Below are 17199 nucleotides of genomic sequence, written 5' to 3' on the forward strand. Positions count from 1 at the left end.
GCGTAGCGACGCCGAAGGCGCCCTTGACTTTGGAGGGGCGGCCCCGTACGCAAGCGCCACCCCACCACCCGAACACCCCTCTTGCCGATGCCCCCGAACCCCCCCTCTCGTCGAGGCACCCGAACACCCCTCTGCCCCACCGCCAACGGCTAACCGCGAACTCCACCGCCAATCGCCAACCGCTAACCGAACACCACCACGAACTGCCCACCACGAACTGCCCACCGCGAACGCCACACCGAATCGCCCGCTGCAAAACACCTGCTGCGAACTGCTGCCGCTGCGAACGGCCAGGGAACGTTTACCGCGAACACCGGCTACACAACCGCGTCCGCCGCTACTGCCGCTTTACCGGAGTTACTCGTCGTCGCGGTCGGAGCCTGTTGTTACGGCTACGACGTCGGGGAGTTCGCTCAGGACGGCGGTGAGGTCGGGAATGGATCCGGGGCCTTCGAGGACGAGGGTGACGACGGCGTTCCAGCGGCCCCGGCGTCGCTGCGCGTTCTCGTCGCGGTCGCGGCGTTCGTCGCGGCCGGGGTCGGAGTCGTCCGGCAGGTATTCGCGTTCCACATTGACTTCGAGGACGGCGAATCCACGCTGGGTGCATTCGACGAGGACGCGGCGGAGGGCGCCGCGGCCGTCGCGGTAGATCAGGCGCATACGGGTCTGGTCGGCGGGCCGGAACCGGTCGAGCGGCAGCCGCCGGGTGAGCGAGCTCAGCCCGTACACGACGAGGAAATGCCCGGCGGTGCCCACGATCGCGAGGAGCCACAGCCCGCCGCCCGCGGCCATGCCGACGGCGGCGGTCACCCAGACGACGGCGGCGGTGGTGAGGCCGCGGACGGCGTCGCGTCGGACGAAGATGAGGCCGCCGCCGATGAAGCCGATGCCGGAGACGATCTGCGCGGCGACGCGGGACGGGTCGAACGCGACGGGCCCGGGGGCGTGCTGGAAGCCGTACTTGCTGACCAGCATGAACAGGGCGGCGCCGACGCCGACGAGGGTGTGCGTGCGCAGGCCGGCGCTCTTGTTGCGCACGCCCCGTTCGAGGCCGATGCTTGCGGAGAGCACGAGGGCGAGTAACAGTTCGCCGATCTGGACGAGTCCTTGGCCTGCCAGCACGTGTTCCTCCCGGTTCCGGATCCGACGTCCCGCGGCGGCCGCCCCAGCCGATGCCGCCCCGCGCGTGCCGCGTCCCGCGGCGGCCGCCCCGGCGGGGGCCGGGGCGGCGGGGCGGCGGGTCAGGTGGCGGTGGGGAAGGCGAGTTCGCCGGCGGTGGACGCGGCGTGCGGCTCCGGCCACCGGGTCGTGACGGCCTTGGCGCGGGTGTAGAAGCGGACGCCTTCCGGCCCGTGGATGTGGGTGTCGCCGAACAGGGACGCCTTCCAGCCGCCGAAGGAGTAGAACGCCATCGGCACCGGGATGGGCACGTTGACGCCGACCATGCCGACGTGGACGGCGCGCTGGTAGCGGCGGGCCGCCTCGCCGGACGAGGTGAAGATCGCGGTGCCGTTGCCGTGCGGGTTGGCGTTGACGAGGGCGATGGCCTCGTCGAGGCTGCGGGCGCGCAGCACGATGAGGACGGGCCCGAAGATCTCCTCGGTGTAGGCGGGCAGGTCGGTGGCGACGTCGTCGAGCAGGCACGGCCCGAGGAAGTAGCCGGGCCCGGGGCGCCCCCGTCCGTCGACGACGATCTTGGCGCCGGCGGCCTGCGCGGCGTCGACGTGGCCGGTGACGCGGCGCAGGGCGTCCGCGCTGATCAGCGGGCCCATGTCGGAGCCGGGGTCGGTGCCGGGACCGATCCTGACGGCGCGGGCGCGGTCGGCGAGCCGCGCGACGAGGGGGTCGGCGGCCTCGCCGACGGCGACGACGACGGAGATCGCCATGCAGCGCTGCCCGGCGGAGCCGTAGGCGGCGGAGGTGATCTGGTCGGCGGCGTGGTCGAGGTCGGCGTCGGGGAGGACGACGGCGTGGTTCTTGGCGCCGCCGAGGGCCTGGACGCGCTTGCCGGCGGCGGTGGCGGTCTCGTGGACGTGCCGGGCGACGGGCGTGGACCCGACGAACGACACGGCGGCGACGTCCGGGTGCCGGATGAGGGCGTCGGCGGTCTCGCGGTCGCCGTTGAGCACGTTGAAGACGCCGTCCGGCAGCCCGGCCTCGGCGTACAGGTCGGCGATCAGCGCGGACGCGGACGGGACGCGCTCGCTCGGCTTGAGCACGAACGTGTTCCCGGTCGCGATCGCGACCGGGTGCATCCACAGCGGCACCATGACCGGGAAGTTGAACGGGACGATCCCCGCGCACACACCCAGCGGCTGCCTGAACGAGTACGCGTCGACGCCGGAGGAGACCTGGTCGGAGTACTCGCCCTTGAGGGCAGACGGGATGCCGCAGGCGAACTCGACGACCTCGCGGCCCCGGACGATCTCGCCGCGCGCGTCGTCGAGGACCTTGCCGTGCTCGGCGGTGATCAGCCGGGCGAGGTCGTCCTCGTGCCGTTCGAGGAGGTCGCGGAAGGCGAACATAATGCGGGCGCGGCGGGCCTGCGAGACGTCCTGCCAGGCCTGGAAGGCGCGCGCGGCGGCGCCGACGGCGGCGTCCACCTCGGCGGCGCGGCCGAGGACGACCTCACCGGCCTGCTCGCCGGTCGCGGGGTCGTGCACGGGGGCGGTGGCGCCTCCGCCGACCTCGACACCGCCGATCCGGTGCTGAATCAGGCTCATGATTTCCTTTCACGGGTAGCGGCGCCGGCCTCACAGGTAGCGGCGCCGGCCTCACAGGTAGCGGCGCTGGGCCTTCTTGGCGTCGTCGTAGCGGGCGCGGGCGTCGCGGGTGGCGGCGCGCCGCGACGTCTCGGCGACGGGGACGTCCCACCAGGCGTCGCTGCCGGGGGCGGGGGCGAGCGGGTCGGTCTCGACGTGGACGACGGTGGTGCGGGGCGAGGCGGCGGCCTTGCGGAGGGCGGCGCGGAACTCGTCGGCGCCGGTGGCGCGCAGGACGTCGGCGCCGAGGCTGGCGGCGTTGGCGGCGAGGTCGACGGGGATGGGTTCGCCGTCGAGGCCGGCGCCGGGGACGCGGACGCGGTGCCGGGTGCCGAACCGGTCGGCGCCGACGCTCTCGGAGAGGTTGCCGATCGACGCGTACCCGTGGTTCTGGACGAGGACGACGACGAGCTTGATCCCCTCGGCGACGGCGGTGGTGAGCTCCTGCGCCATCATCAGGTACGACCCGTCGCCGACCATGACGTACACCTCGCGGGACGGGTCGGCCATCTTCACGCCGAGCCCGCCGGCGATCTCGTAGCCCATGCAGGAGTAGCCGTACTCGACGTGGTAGCCCTTGCGGTCGCGGGTACGCCACAGCCGGTGCAGGTCGCCGGGCATCGACCCGGCCGCGCACACCACGACGTCACGCGGCCCGGACTCCTCGTTGACGATGCCGATGACCTGCGACTGCGCGGGCAGGGCGCCGTTGTCGAACCCGTACGCGCCGTCGACGACGGCGTTCCACCGGGCCGTCAGGTCCCGCGCGTCGTCCCGGTGCGCGTCCGGGACGGTCCAGCCGGCGAGTGCCGCGTCCAGCGCGGTGAGCGCCTCCCGCGCGTCGGCGACGACGGTGAGGCCGCCGAGCTTGAACGCGTCGGCGCGGGCGACGTTGACGTTGACGAACCGCACGTCCGGGTGGGCGAACAGGCTGTGCGAGGCCGTGGTGAAGTCGCTGTAGCGGGTGCCGATCCCGACGACGACGTCGGCGTCGCGGGCGAGCGCGTTGGCGGCGGTCGAGCCGGTGGCGCCGATCGCGCCGACGGCGGACGGGTGGTCCCAGGGCAGCGCGCCCTTCCCGGCCTGCGTCTCCGCGACGGGGATGCCGGTGCGTTCGGCGAACGTCCGCAGCGCGTCGGTGGCGCCGGAGTAGATGACGCCGCCGCCCGCCACGATCAGCGGACGTTCGGCCGACCGCAACACCGCGCACGCGTCGTCGAGATCGCGAGCCTCCGGCAGCGGACGCGGGATCCGCCACACGCGCCGCGCGAACAGCTCCTCAGGCCAGTCGTACGCCTCGGCCTGCACGTCCTGCGGCAGCGACAGCGTGACCGCGCCGGTCTCCACCGGATCGGTGAGCACGCGCATCGCCGCCATCAGCGCACTGGGCAGTTGCTCAGGACGGTTGATGCGGTCCCAATACTTCGACACCGGCTTGAAGCAGTCGTTGACGGACGCGTCGTAAGACCACGCGTCTTCCAATTCCTGCAGCACCGGATTGGCGACCCGCCCGGCGAAGATGTCACCCGGCAGCAACAGCACGGGCAGCCGGTTGATGGTCGCCAAGGCCGCACCCGTCACCATGTTCGTCGCACCAGGCCCGATGGACGTCGTGCACGCGAAAGTCGACAACCGGTCGTTCATCCGCGCGAACCCCGACGCCGTATGCACCATCGCCTGCTCGTTACGGGCCATGTAGTACGGCATCTCCTCGCCGTACTCCAGCAGCGCCTGCCCGATCCCCGCGACGTTCCCGTGCCCGAAGATGCCGAAGCAGCCCGGGAAGAACCGCTGTTCCTCGCCGTCGCGCTCCGACCACTGCGCCGCCAGGAAGCGCACCAGCGCCTGCCCGACCGTCAACCTCATCGTCTTCTCCTTCACAGCGCCCCCCTCACAAAGCGACCCCTCACAAAGCGACCCCTCACAAAGCGACCCCTCACAAAGCGACCCCTCACCAAGCGGCCCCCTCACCAAGCGGCCCGGCTCACAGCGCGTCGACGGCCGCGTCGACGGCGCCCGCGACGTCGCCGTCCCGCGGGTACAGCAGCGACCGGCCGACGACCAGCCCCCGCACCGTCGGCAGCCGCAGCGCCCGCCGCCACCCGTCCAGCGCGGCGCGCGGGTCGTCGGCGACCTCGCCGCCCAGCAGCAGCGCGGGCAGCGTCGACGCGGCCATCACCCGTTCCATGTCCGGGACGACCGGGACCTTCAGCCACGTCCGCGCCGACGTGGTGCCGAGCGCGGACGCGATCGACACGGCCCGGATCATCGCCTCCGGCGTCAGCACGTTGCGGACGCGGCCGTCGACGCGGCGGGAGATGAACGGCTCCACCATCGCCATCAGCCCGTGCCCGGCGAGCGCGGACACCGCCCGCGCGCAGCCCTCCAGGGTGTCGGCGGTGGCGGGGTCGTCGTCGTCCACCCGCAGCAGCACCTTGCCGCCGTCCAGCCGGGACGCCGCGACCGCGTCCGCGCTGTAGGCGGTGAACCGGTCGTCGATCTCGAAGGACGCGCCGGCGAGGCCGCCGCGGTTCATCGAGCCGATCACGACCTTGCCGTCCAGCACGCCGAGGAGCAGCAGGTCCTCGACGACGTCGGGGGCGGCGAGCACGCCGTCCACGCCGGGGCGGTCGAGCGCCGTGCAGAGCCGGTCGAGCAGGTCGCCGCGGTCGGCCATGGCGTAGGGGTCGGCGCCGGCGGCGAGCGCGCCGCGCGCCGGATGGTCGGCGGCGACGATCATCAGCCGTCCGGTGGCGCCGGCGGGGGCCGGGCGCCGGGGACGGCGTGCCGCGGCCTCGGCGATCGCCTCGGGCCGCTGCACCCGCGTCTCCGTCAGCGCGGCGATCCGCGAGCGCGCCGAGGACTCCGCCTGCGTGTCCACGCTCATGCGGGCACCCCGTCCAGGAGCGCCGCGACCTCGCCGTACTCCGGCATGGCGGCGGCGCAGGCGAGCCGCGACGCGACGACCGCGCCGGCGGCGTTGGCGAACGCGACGGTCCGCGCCAGGTCCCAGCCGGACAGCAGGCCGTGGCAGAGCGCGCCGCCGAACGCGTCGCCCGCGCCGAGGCCGTTGACGACCTCGACCGGTACGGGCGGCGCCTCCACGATCTCGCCGTCCGCGCCGACCGCGAGGACGCCGCCGGGGCCGCGCTTGACGACGGCGAGCCGGACGCCCCGGTCGAGCAGCGCGCGGGCGGCCCGCATCGGGTCGGACTCGCCGACGGCGACCTCGCATTCGGCGAGGTTCCCGACGGCGACCGTCGCGTGTTCGAGGGCCTCGCCCGCCCAGCGGGACGCCTCGGCCGCCGACTCCCAGAACATCGGCCGGTAGTCCAGGTCGAGGACGGTCAGCGCGCCGCGCGGCCTGGCGCCGAGCGCGGCCAGCGTCGCGGTCCGGGACGGCTCGGCGCACAGCCCGGTCACCGTCGCCCACAGCACCCCGGCCGTCCCGATCGCGGCGAGGTCCAGCTCTCCGGCGCGGATCTCCAGGTCGGGGGCCTTGGGGAAGCGGTAGAAGTACAGCGGGAAGTCGTCCGGCGGGAACAGCTCGCAGAACGTGACGGGCGTCGGCAGGCCGGGGACGTCCGCGACGAACCGGGCGTCCACCCCGTACTCGGCGAGCGCGCGGCGGACGAACCGGCCGAACGGGTCGGCGCCGGTCCGGGTGATGACGGCGGCGCGGCGCCCGTACCGGGCCGCCGCGACCGCGACGTTGGTGGCGCTGCCGCCGAGGAACCGTCCGAAGCTCTCGACCTCGTCGAGCCCCACGCCGGACTGCAGCGGGTACAGGTCGACCCCGACCCGGCCCATCGTGATGACGTCCAGGGACGCCGGCGCTCCGGTCATGCCGCGATCCCGGCGAGGAAGTCCAGGCACGCGCGCACGTCCCCGATCGGCCCGGCGCCCTCGTCGGGCTCGCGGTCGAGGATGGTGTCCTGTTCGAGGACGTACCAGCCGCCGTAGCCGGCGCCTTCGAGGGAGCGGACGATGCCGGCGATGTCGATGTCGCCGCCTCCGAGGGGCCGGTAGATGCCCTTGCGGACGGCGTCGGTGTAGGCGATCCGGCCCGCCTGGACGTCGGCGGCGAGCCCGGCGTCCACGTCCTTGAGGTGGACGTGCGCGATCCGCTCGGGGACGCGGGCCGCCAGCTCGCCCGGGTCGACGCCGCCGATGAGCAGGTGCCCGGTGTCGAGGCAGAGCGGGATGCCGGAGCCGTCGAGGACGCGCTGGACCTCGTCGACCCGTTCCACCATCGTGCCGACGTGCGGGTGCAGGACGGCGCGGACGCCGGACTCGGCGGCGAGCGCGGCGATCCGGTCGAGGTTGGCGAGCAGCGCCGCCCAGCCCGCCGCGTCGAGCGCGGGCCGCTCGTCGTACCCGTCGAGCCCGTGCACCGCGGCGAGCACGAGCGTCAGCCCCTCGACCGGAGTGGCTTTGGAACGTTCCACGCCGAACGCGGTCAGGGTCCGCCGTATCTCCGGGAGCGGGTCGCGGGACGGGTCGTGCAGCACGGCGGGCGCGAAGCCGCCGAGCGGGCGCAGCCCGTGGGAGGCGAGCAGGGCCGCGCGCTCGGCGGCGCCGGCGGGCAGGAAGCCGTCCGGGCCGAACTCGGTGGCGGCGAGGCCGGCGGCGCCCATCTCCGCCAGCACCCGGGCGGGCGCCATCTGGTGGCCCCAGCCGGGCACCTCGCACACCCCCCAGGAGATCGGCGCTCCCGCGACGCGGTCTTTGATCATCGGCACTCCATCCCGGTGAAAGGCGACGCCGGCGCCGCGGCCGGCCCCGCCGAGTCTGCTGAAGCCGGCCGAGCCATGTCAAGAGTTTGTCCTGACATTATGAGGTAAGGAGGTTCGGCCAATCGCGGAGTATCATCCGTTGCGGGAGGCCCGCGAACGACCGGGACCGGAGGGAGCCGGGGTGTACCGACCGCGCGTGATCGTGGACCGCGGCAGCCCCGTGCCGCTCTACTACCAGCTGGCCCGGCAGCTCGAGGCCGCGATCCAGTCCGGCGAGCTGTCGCCGGGCACCCGGCTGGAGAACGAGCTGGAGATCGCCGAGCGCTGCGGGCTGTCCCGCCCGACCGTCCGGCAGGCGATCCAGCACCTGGTGGACCGCGGGCTGCTGGTGCGCAAGCGCGGCGTCGGCACGCAGGTCGTCCTGCCGGAGATCCGCCGCCCCGTCGAGCTGACCAGCCTGCACGACGACCTGGCGGCGGCCGGCGAGGAGCCGCGCACCGACGTGCTGGAGTTCGGCCCGGTGCCCGCGGACGACCGGGTCGCGAAGCGGCTGGGCGTCGCGGCGGGCGACACCGTGCTCCGGATGCGCCGCATCCGGCACGCCGGCGGCGAGCCGCTCGCGCTGCTCACCAACTACCTGCCCGAGGGCCTGCTGACCGTCACCGCCGGCGACCTCGAACGGCACGGCCTTTACGAGCTGCTGCGCGCGAGCGGCGTGAACCTGCGGATCGCCAACCAGTCGATCGGCGCGCGCCGCGCGACGACGGAGGAGGCGCGGCTGCTGGACGAGCGGCGCGGCGTCCCGATGCTCACCATGACCCGGACCGCCTACGACGACAAGGGCACCGCGATCGAGTACGGCTGCCATGTGTACCGGGCGAGCCGCTACTCCTACGCGCTCACGCTCGTCGAGCGCTGACCGCCCCGGCCCGCGCGGGCGCGCCGGCGACCTTGATCGATTAGAGCGCTCTATTGAATTAGAGCGCTCTAACGCTTACGGTGCAGGGCATCCCCCACGACGAGCGCATCAGGAGGAACCCGATGCCCTTCGCACCGATCCGCCCGCACCGGCCCCGCCTCGCCGCCGCCGCGGTCACCGCGGCGCTGGCCGCCGCCGCGCTGTCGGCCGCGCCGGCGCCCGCGTCCGCCGACGGCGACGAGCTCGCCCAGGTCCACGCCCGCCTGGAGACCCCGGCCGTGTTCGACGACGACGCGGGCGGCAACGCCAACGCCGACGACCCCGCGATCTGGAACCACCCGTCCGACCACGGCGGCGACCTCGTCATCACCACCCTCAAGCAGGCCGGCCTCGCCGTCTACGACGCGTCCGGGCACCAGATCCAGCGGCTCGCCGCGCCGCAGCCGCCCCGCGAGGGCGACGAGCCGGGCCGCTTCAACAACGTCGACCTGGTCTACGGGTTCCGGCTCGGCGACCGGAAGGTCGACCTCGCCGTGGTGTCCGACCGGGGCCGCGACATCGTCCGCACCTACGCCATCGACCCGCGCGCCGCCCTGCGGCACGCCGCGCCGCTCACGGACGTCACCGACGCCGCCGCGCCGTTCGTGTTCTCCTCGTCGCTCGACCAGGTCAACGAGCAGGAGACCGCGTACGGGATCGCGTCGTGGAAGGACTCGCACGGCACGTCCTACGCCGCGCTGAGCCGCCGGCACACCCCGCGCGTCGGGATCGTCCGGCTGGAGGCGACGGCCGCCGGGAAGATCACCTACCGGCACGTCCGGGACGTCGACCTGCCGTCGTCGTTCGCGCTGCCGGGCGGCGGGAGCTGGACGCCGTGCGAGGACCCGGGCCGCGGCCCGCAGGTCGAGGGCATGGTCGCCGACGAGGAGCACGGCGTGCTGTACGCCGCGCAGGAGGACGTCGGCATCTGGCGCATCCCGCTCGACGGCGGCACGCCCCGGCTCGTCGACAAGGTCAAGGACTTCGGCGTCCCCGCGACCTACAACCCCGAGACCGACGAGTGCGAGGTCACCGGCCCCGACCCGGGCGTGGGCGGCCGGCACATCACGCCGGACGCCGAGGGCCTCACGATCTACCGCAAGGACGACGGCGAGGGCTACCTGCTCGCGTCCAGCCAGGGCGACAACACCTTCGTCGTCTACGACCGGGAAGGCTCGAACGAGTACCTCGGCCACTTCCGCGTCGCGCCCGGGACGAGCGCCGACGGCTCCGAGGAGTGCGACGGCGCGATGGTGACCAGCGCCCGCGTCGGCGACTTCAAGAACGGCCTGCTGGTCGTGCACGACGGCTTCAACGCCCCCGACGAGACGGGCCCGGACGGCGAGGTCCGCACCAACACGAACTTCAAGTTCGTCGACTGGAAGGCCGTCGCCGACCCCCTCGACCTGGACATCACCCCCGGCGCTTGGGACCCCCGCGACTGACCCCCTTTCGTTGAGCTGTGGCGTGTCGCCCTTATGAGCGGCTTCATAAGGGCGGCACGCCACACGTGAACGTGTGGGGCCGGGGGCTGGTTGGATCGGGGGCAGGCTCGTGAGTGGAGGACGTTGATGGCCCATCCGACCTTGGAGGACGTCGCCGCGCGCGCGGGGGTGTCGCGGGCGCTGGTGTCGCTGGTGATGCGCGGCTCGCCCAAGGTCGGCAAGGAGCGCCGCGAGGCCGTCCTCAAGGCGGCGGACGAGCTGGGCTACCGGCCGAACGTCATGGCGCGGGGCCTGGCGGCGGGCCGCACCGGCATGATCGGGGTGCTGGCCGCCGACCTGCACGACCCGCTGTTCGCGGCGCTCCACGACGGGCTGGCGGACGAGGCCGCGCGGCGCGGCGTCCGGGTGCTGCTGGCCGGTGGCGGCGGGCGTCCGGCGCGCGAGCGGGCCGCGCTGGGCGAGCTGCTCGACCTGCGGCTGGACGGGCTGCTCCTCGCCGGACCGAAGATCGCGGCGGCGGAGATCGAGCGCGCCGCGGCCGGCTGCCCCGTCACGGTGGCGGGACGGTCGCTGCGGTCGGCCCGCGTCGACTGCGTGACCGGCGACGACGCGGAGGCGACGCGGCTGGCCGTGACGCACCTGGCCGGGCTCGGGCACCGCCGCATCGCCTTCCTGAACGCCGGCCCAGGCCGCTCGCGCCTGGAGAAGGCCTACGAGGCCGCCATCGCCGCCGCCGGGCTCACGCCTGTCCACCGGGACGTCCCGTGGCGGTCGGACGGAGCGCCGACGGCTGTCGTGGCGGCCGGGGACGCAACCGGAACCTCGGCGCTGATCACGCTTCTCCGGGCGGGGCTCGACGTCCCCGGTGACGTGTCGCTCGTCGCCGTCGGCGAGGCGCCGGGCGCGGAGGCCGGCGGCGTGACGACGGTCGCGGCACCGGCCGCCGAGCTGGGCGGGCGGGCCATGGCGGCGCTGCTCGACCGGATCGGCGGCACCGGGACCGGGGAGGGACGGCGCATCACCGTCCCTCCCGTCCTGACCGAACGCGCCACGACCAGGACGATCACACCATGACGCGCAGTCCCGGCACGGCGAGCGAGATCGGCCCGGCGTAGACCTCCCGGGCGTCGCGCAGCGCGGCGAGCGGGTCCGCCCACGGCCGCAGGTGCGTGAGGACGAGGTGCCCCGCGCCCGCCTCCCGCGCGAGCCCGGCCGCCTGGACGGGCGTCAGGTGCGTCTCGGACGCGCCCGGCGTCCGCACGGACGCCGCCGCCTCGCACAGCAGCACGTCCGTGCCCCGCGCGAGGTCGAGCAGCTCCTCGCACTCGCCGGAGTCGCCGGAGTAGGTGAGGCTCGCGCCGTCCGCCGACACCCGCACCGCCACGCCCGGCACCGAGTGGACGACCGGCGCCGTCGTGACGGTGAGCGGCCCGAACGGGCGCGGCTCGGCGGGCGGGGTGCGCCAGTCGAGCGCGCCCGCGTACGCGGGCGGCGCCGCCGGGTTCACGACGTGCGCCGCCGTCCCGGCGGGCGCGGTGACGGGCAGCCGCTTCGCCGCGCCGCGCCGGTCCCGCAGGTAGGCGAGCGGGATCAGGTCCGAGTAGTGGTCGCGGTGCGGATGGCTGATCACGACGGCGTCGATCGCGCACGGGTCGGCGTACCGCTGCAGCGGCCCGAGCGCCCCGGTACCGAGGTCGAGCAGCAGCCGGTACCCCGCGTGCTCCAGCAGGTAGCAGGAGCACGCGGCGTCCGGCCCGGGGACGGTGCCCGCGCAGCCGGCGACGGTCAGGATCACGGCATGACCCGGGCGACCAGGTCGGCGACGGCGCCCGCCGCGCAGTCGGCGACCACGACGTCGGCGGCGGCGCGGACGCCGGGGTCCCCGTCGCCCACGGCCGCGCCGAGCCCGGCGGCCTGGATCATGTCCAGGTCGTTGGGGTTGTCGCCGATGGCCGCGATCCGGTCCATCGGCACGCCGCGCTGCGCCGCCAGCTCGCGCAGCGCGGTGCCCTTGGTCGCGCCCGCCGGCAGCACCTCCAGGTACGTCGCCTCCGACCGGACGAGCGTGACGCCGGTGCCGGGGTCGGCGGCGAACCCGGCGAGGGCCGTCTCCGCCGCGCCGACCAGCTCCGGGCGGTCGCAGATCAGCATCACCTTGATGATCTCGTCGAAGGGCAGCTCGCCCCACGAGCCGATCCGCGCGAGGGTGATCCGGTCGCGGCGCGCGTACTCGGCCAGCGCCGCCGACTCCGCCCGGACGTGGGCGCGGCCGCCGCTGAACGCGACCGGCCACACGCCGTCGGGCATCTCGTCGAACAGCAGCGTCAGCCGCGCCCACGCCGCCGCGCCGAGGCACCGCCGGTACAGGACCGCGCCCGTGCTCAGGTCCACGATGCGGGCGCCGTTGTAGAGGATCGCCGGGGTCGCGAGGCCGAGTTCCCGGTAGTACGGCAGCGCCGACTCCTCGCTGCGGCCCGTCGCGACGACGACGCTGCCGCCCGCGCCGGTGAAGCGCCGCAGCGCGGCCAGGTTCGCCGCGACGATCCGCAGGTCGCGGCCGACGAGCGTGCCGTCCAGGTCCGTGACGATCCACTCCGCGGTCCGCACGCCGGTCGCGCTCACCGGCTGCCCGCCGGGGCCAGGCCCGCGATCTCCGACAGCACCGATCCGGCGAGGTCGAACCCGCCGACGCACGCGACGTAGCCGGGGGCGTCCCAGTCGTCGCCGCCCGGCTCCCCGCCGAGCGGCAGGTACGTGCCGCCGGCCTGGCGGACCAGCAGCAGCCCGGCGGACACGTCCCACGCGTTGACGGACGTGCCGTACGCCGCGTCCGACCAGCCCGCCGCGACGTGCGCCAGGCACAGCGCCGCGCTGCCCGGCCGCCGCACGGTGGCGAACGACTCGACGAGCCGCGCGTAGTTGCGCAGCGCCGCGTCGCCCGCCCGCTTCAGCTCCCGCGCGTTGGGGTAGCCGGTGACGATGACGCCGGTCCGGTCCTGCGCGGCGCCGGCGGAGCGGATCGGCTCGCCGTTGCAGCGCGCGCCATCGAGCGAGGCGGTGAACATGTCGTCGCGGACCGGGTCGTACACCACCCCCGCCACGACCTCGCCGCCCGCGACGGCCGCGATCGACGTGCAGAAGAACGGCAGGCCGGCGGCGAAGTTCGCGGTCCCGTCGATCGGGTCGACGTACCAGCGGACGTCCCCGTCCGCACCGCGCGTGCCACCTTCCTCGCCGACGACGACGCTGCCGGGCGTGTGCTCGGCGAGCACCTCGCGGATCGTCTCCTCGGCGGCGCGGTCGTGCTCGGTGACCGGGTCGTGGAAGTCGCGCTTGACCGCGACCTCCGGACGCGATCGGAACGCTCCACGCAGCCGGTCGCCGGTCGCGCGCGCCGCGATCTCCGCGATCCGCGCCAGCTCCCGCGATTCGGGCGCACCCAGGCCCTTGCTGTTCATTCGTCTCCTTCGGCAGCGGTGGTGAGCAGGTCCAGCAGCCCGTGGCCGTCGTCGACGACGGCGTCGGGCCGGTAGCGGACCTCGTACGGGACGTCGTAGGTGCCCTTCGCGACCATCAGCACGTTGCCGCCGACGCCGGCGCGGTGCCCGCACACCACGTCCCGGTCGAAGTTGTCGCCGACGTACCAGGCGTCCTCGGGCTCGACGCCGAGCGCGCGCGTGGCGATCCAGACCATCTCCGGGTTCGGCTTACGGACGCCGGCCTCGTCGCTGTACACCTCGATCGCCAGCTTCCCGGCGAGGCCCGTCGCCTCGGTGTAGTCGCGGTGCACCGCCCCCGACAGCGCGTTGCTGACGATCCCGCAGGGGATGCCGAGCGCGGCGGCGCCGTCCAGCAGCTCGGGGATGCCGGGACGGGTGCGCCGGTCCTGCCGCAGCTCTCCCATCCGCTTGCACAGCGGGGTGGCGTGCGCGACGACGAGCTGCCGCGCGGGCGCGGGCCAGTCCGCGGCGACGTAGTCGCCCCAGAACCCGGTGTGGGTCATCTCCGCCGGCGCGTAGGGCCGCGACATCGCGTCCTTCCAGCACTTGTCGGCGGCGGCGCCCGCCTTGATGTCGGTCTCGACGGCGGCGGCGTCGAGGTCGTGGCAGCCGGCGCGGGACAGCAGGGCGTGCACCTCCTTGGCGAGCGCCGCCGACCAGCCCGGCTTGCGGGACGTCTCGACGAGCACGCCGCCGAAGTCCAGCAGCAGCGCCCGCGGCCTGCGCATCGTGCGACCGGACAGGCGGTGCGTCCCGTCGGTCACGGGGGTCGCATCGGTCACGGGGGTCGCGTCGCTCACTTGGCGGCCTCGCGGACCGGCGCGACGGCCTCGTCCCAGGCGGCGACGCGGGCGCCGTCCTCGCCGAACAGGTGCAGGGCCTCCGGACGCGCCCAGCAGCGCAGCGCGTCGCCCGGCCCGGCGCCCGGGTCCTCGTGCGTGATCGCGAACATCCGGGTGTCGTGGGCGCGCAGCTCGACCGTCCAGCTCGGGCCCGTCGGCAGGACGGTCTCGACGACCGCGTCCTCCGACCACGCGGAATCCGGGACGGCGTCGCCCGGCGCGGCGAGCCGCAGCACCTCGGGACGGACGCCGAAGCAGCCGACCGCGCCGAAGTCGCCGCGCTTCTCGGCGAACCGCTGCAGCGACGACGCGAGCCCCGCCTGCTCGCCCGGCACCATGTTCATCGGCGGGCTCCCGACGAACTCGGCGACGAACCGGTTCGCGGGCCGCTCGTACATCTCCATCGGCGGCGCGACCTGCTGCAGCTCGCCGTCGCACATCACCGCGATGTGGGTGGCCATCGTCATGGCCTCCATCTGGTCGTGCGTGACGAACACGACGGTCGCGCCCGTCTCGTCATGGATGCGCTTCAGCTCGGTGCGCATCTCCAGCCGCAGCCGCGCGTCCAGGTTCGACAGCGGCTCGTCCAGCAGCAGGACGTCCGGGTCGACCGCGAGCATCCGGGCCAGCGCGACGCGCTGCTGCTGGCCGCCGGACAGCTGCGACGGGTAGCGGTCCGCGCATTCGGCCACCTGGACCTTCTCCAGCGCCTCCATCGCGCGGGCCTTGCGCCGCTCCGCCGGGACCTTGCGCATCCGCAGCCCGAACTCGGTGTTCCCGCGCACCGTCAGATGCGGCCAGAGCGCGTAGTTCTGGAAGACGAGCCCCATGTCCCGCTTCTCCGGCGGGACGTAGACGCCGCGCTCCACCGAGTCGAGCACCCGGTCCCCCACGGTGATCTCACCGCGGGTCGGCTGCTCCAGCCCGGCGATCATCCGCAGCGTGGTCGTCTTCCCGCAGCCGGACGGCCCGAGCAGGCAGGTGAACGAGCCGTCGGGGATGGTGAGGTCGAGGTCCTTCACCGCCGCGTGCCCGCTGACGTAGTTCTTGACCACTCCGCTGAGCGTGATGGTCGGCATTGATCAACCTCCGATGCCCGAGGCCAGGCTGCTCTTGGTGAGCCGCTGGGCCAGGTAGGTCATGGTGAACGAGACCAGCGCGATGACGAGCACGACGCCGTTGGCGAGCTGGGTGTAGCCGTAGTCGACGAGCCCGATCGACAGCGTGGTCAGCAGCTGGGTGCCCGAGGTCGTCAGCATGATCACGATGCTGAGCTCCTTCAGGCCGGAGATGAACGGCAGCACCACGCCGGTGACGAGCGCGCCGCGCTGGATCGGGATGATGATCCGCAGCATCCGGGTCGGCCACCGCGCGCCACTGATCTGCGCGGCCTCCTCCGGCTCCCGGCCGAGCTGCATCATCGCCGAGATCCCCGACCGCGACGAGTACGGCAGGTGCGTGATGACCAGCACCAGGACGAGCAGCGTGATCGTCCCGTACAGCGCCGGGACCGGGCCGCGCCGCACCGCGAACAGCGACAGGCAGGCGGCTGCGAACGCGATGCCGGGCACCAGGTACGGCAGGAACGACACCTGCCGCAGGAACGTCGCGACGCGGCTGCCGTCGCCGCGCACCACCACGTACCCGATCAGCAGGCCGAGCAGCCCGCAGACCAGCGACGCCAGGCCGACGATGCGCAGGCTGTTCCAGGCCGCCTCCCACAGCTCGGTGCCGCGCAGCACCCCGTGCGGGAACCCGACCGCGCCGGGGATGTCGCTGCCGAACCAGTACTTGAGCGTGAAGTTGTCCGCGCTGAACACGCCGGGCGTCTTGGTGATCGTGGACAGCAGCAGCGTCAGCACCGGCACGATGACGCTCGCCGCGAACACCGCCATCCCGATCGCGAACGCCGGCCAGCGCCAGGCGCGCAGGTCGCTGCGCCGGTCCATCGCGCCCTTCCCGCCGACGGTGACGAACCGGCGCTGCTCCCGGACCAGCCGCGTGTCGACGAGCACCACCAGCACGCCGACCAGCACGATCACGCCCGCGAGCGTCGACGCGACGCCCGTGCTGCGGTCCCGGATCGCGTGGTACAGGCTCGTCGACAGCACGTTGTAGTCGCTGGGCAGCCCGAGGATGTACGGGGTGCCGAACGTCCCGAGGACGCGGCCGAGCACCAGCAGCACCGCCGACGACAGCGCCGGCATCATCAGCGGCAGCGTGATCCGGCGCATGACCGTCTTCCCGCCGGCGCCGAGGATCCGCGCCGAGTCCTCCAGCTGCGAGTCGATGCGGCGCAGCGCGTTCCCGAACAGCAGCAGCACGAACGGGTAGTAGTGCAGGCCCAGCGTCACGATGATCGGCAGCGGCCCGTACGCGAGCCAGTCCGGGGTGTGGATCCCGGCGCCCTGCAGGTACCCGACCTGCCCGCCGGACCCCTCGTTCTTGAACAGCGTCAGCCACGCCAGCGCGAACGTCCAGGACGGCAGCATGTACGGCACGACGAGCGCGGCGGCCAGGAACTTGCGGCCCGGCACGTTCGTCCGCGTCACCAGCCACGCCATGGAACCGCCGACGACCAGCGCGAACACGATGACGCCGACGGCGACGAACAGCGTGTGCCACAGCGGTTCCCAGAACAGCAGCTTGCTGACGGGCGAGCGGAACACCCGCCACAGGTAGTAGCTCGTCCAGGAGCCGGGGGCCTGGCCGGAGCGGGCCTCGTCCCCGTACTGGACGCGGCCCGCGTCGGAGATCACCGACACCAGCGGCGCGATGACCAGATACAGCAGGACGAGGCTCATCACAATGCCGAGCAGCACGGTGGGATCGCGCAGCAGCACGCGGGCCCGGTAGAGCACGCGCCGGCCACGTGACGCCGGCCGTGCGGAGGCGGCGACCGCCATGGAAGGTTCCTCCGGGGTGAGGGCCCGGCGGGGGGGGGGCCGGGGGGGGG

15 protein-coding genes are annotated in these 17199 nt (G+C 74.0%); 3 read left to right on the forward strand and 12 right to left on the reverse strand.

The genetic code is table 11. The features are described 5' to 3' along the window. Positions 1 to 357: 357 nt before the first annotated feature. The 6 genes from AB0C78_RS49020 to AB0C78_RS49045 all read right to left on the reverse strand — a co-directional run bounded on the left by AB0C78_RS49020 (position 358) and on the right by AB0C78_RS49045 (position 7498). Positions 358 to 1122 (reverse strand): MgtC/SapB family protein, encoded by a 765-nt coding sequence (locus tag AB0C78_RS49020; protein WP_360762187.1) that lies wholly within the window; start codon positions 1120 to 1122, stop codon positions 358 to 360. Positions 1123 to 1241: 119 nt separating this feature from the next. After that, the gene (locus AB0C78_RS49025) at positions 1242 to 2723 is read right to left on the reverse strand and encodes a CoA-acylating methylmalonate-semialdehyde dehydrogenase (RefSeq protein WP_360762190.1); all 1482 of its coding nucleotides are present in this window, start codon (positions 2721 to 2723) and stop codon (positions 1242 to 1244) included. Positions 2724 to 2774: 51 nt separating this feature from the next. Beyond that, a complete protein-coding gene (gene iolD / locus AB0C78_RS49030; protein WP_360762193.1) occupies positions 2775 to 4628 on the reverse strand; it encodes a 3D-(3,5/4)-trihydroxycyclohexane-1,2-dione acylhydrolase (decyclizing) in 1854 nt (617 codons plus the stop codon). Between the two features lie 118 nt (positions 4629 to 4746). Next, positions 4747 to 5649 carry an aldolase gene (locus AB0C78_RS49035; protein ID WP_360762196.1) on the reverse strand — a complete coding sequence of 301 codons (903 nt, stop codon included), beginning with the start codon at positions 5647 to 5649 and terminating at the stop codon, positions 4747 to 4749. Then, positions 5646 to 6608 (reverse strand): 5-dehydro-2-deoxygluconokinase, encoded by a 963-nt coding sequence (gene iolC, locus AB0C78_RS49040; protein ID WP_360762198.1) that lies wholly within the window; start codon positions 6606 to 6608, stop codon positions 5646 to 5648. The genes AB0C78_RS49035 and iolC overlap by 4 nt, the downstream gene beginning before the upstream one ends. Further along, a complete protein-coding gene (locus AB0C78_RS49045; RefSeq protein ID WP_360762201.1) occupies positions 6605 to 7498 on the reverse strand; it encodes a TIM barrel protein in 894 nt (297 codons plus the stop codon). The genes iolC and AB0C78_RS49045 overlap by 4 nt, the downstream gene beginning before the upstream one ends. Positions 7499 to 7679: 181 nt before the next feature. On the opposite strand from AB0C78_RS49045, the gene AB0C78_RS49050 reads away from it, so the two are divergent. The 3 genes from AB0C78_RS49050 (at position 7680) to AB0C78_RS49060 (ending at position 10975) form a co-directional block, all read left to right on the forward strand. Then, the gene (locus tag AB0C78_RS49050) at positions 7680 to 8417 is read left to right on the forward strand and encodes a GntR family transcriptional regulator (RefSeq protein ID WP_360762204.1); all 738 of its coding nucleotides are present in this window, start codon (positions 7680 to 7682) and stop codon (positions 8415 to 8417) included. 122 nt (positions 8418 to 8539) lie between these two features. Beyond that, the gene (locus tag AB0C78_RS49055) at positions 8540 to 9901 is read left to right on the forward strand and encodes a phytase (RefSeq protein ID WP_360762207.1); all 1362 of its coding nucleotides are present in this window, start codon (positions 8540 to 8542) and stop codon (positions 9899 to 9901) included. A 126-nt stretch (positions 9902 to 10027) separates the two neighbouring features. Beyond that, positions 10028 to 10975 (forward strand): LacI family DNA-binding transcriptional regulator, encoded by a 948-nt coding sequence (locus AB0C78_RS49060; RefSeq protein ID WP_360762210.1) that lies wholly within the window; start codon positions 10028 to 10030, stop codon positions 10973 to 10975. Here AB0C78_RS49060 and AB0C78_RS49065 read toward each other — a convergent pair. The 6 genes from AB0C78_RS49065 to AB0C78_RS49090 all read right to left on the reverse strand — a co-directional run. Then, a complete protein-coding gene (locus tag AB0C78_RS49065) occupies positions 10965 to 11696 on the reverse strand; it encodes an MBL fold metallo-hydrolase (RefSeq protein ID WP_360762213.1) in 732 nt (243 codons plus the stop codon). The genes AB0C78_RS49060 and AB0C78_RS49065 overlap by 11 nt on opposite strands. Further along, complete coding sequence (locus AB0C78_RS49070; protein ID WP_360762216.1) at positions 11693 to 12523, reverse strand: Cof-type HAD-IIB family hydrolase; 831 nt, start codon at positions 12521 to 12523, stop codon at positions 11693 to 11695. The genes AB0C78_RS49065 and AB0C78_RS49070 overlap by 4 nt, the downstream gene beginning before the upstream one ends. Next, on the reverse strand, positions 12520 to 13359 hold the full coding sequence (locus AB0C78_RS49075) for an inositol monophosphatase family protein (protein WP_360762219.1): 840 nt from the start codon (positions 13357 to 13359) through the stop codon (positions 12520 to 12522). Before AB0C78_RS49075 ends, AB0C78_RS49070 begins: the two co-directional genes overlap by 4 nt. After that, positions 13356 to 14129, reverse strand: coding sequence for an HAD family hydrolase (locus AB0C78_RS49080; protein ID WP_360762222.1), 774 nt, complete (start codon positions 14127 to 14129; stop codon positions 13356 to 13358). Before AB0C78_RS49080 ends, AB0C78_RS49075 begins: the two co-directional genes overlap by 4 nt. A gap of 68 nt (positions 14130 to 14197) precedes the next feature. Further along, positions 14198 to 15322 carry an ABC transporter ATP-binding protein gene (locus AB0C78_RS49085; RefSeq protein WP_360762224.1) on the reverse strand — a complete coding sequence of 375 codons (1125 nt, stop codon included), beginning with the start codon at positions 15320 to 15322 and terminating at the stop codon, positions 14198 to 14200. 3 nt (positions 15323 to 15325) lie between these two features. Then, on the reverse strand, positions 15326 to 17199 hold a 1874-nt coding region (locus tag AB0C78_RS49090), incomplete at its 5' end, for an iron ABC transporter permease (RefSeq protein ID WP_360762227.1).

It is taken from the genome of Actinomadura sp. NPDC048394, from assembly GCF_040651755.1.
Taxonomy (GTDB): domain Bacteria; phylum Actinomycetota; class Actinomycetes; order Streptosporangiales; family Streptosporangiaceae; genus Spirillospora; species Spirillospora montaniterrae.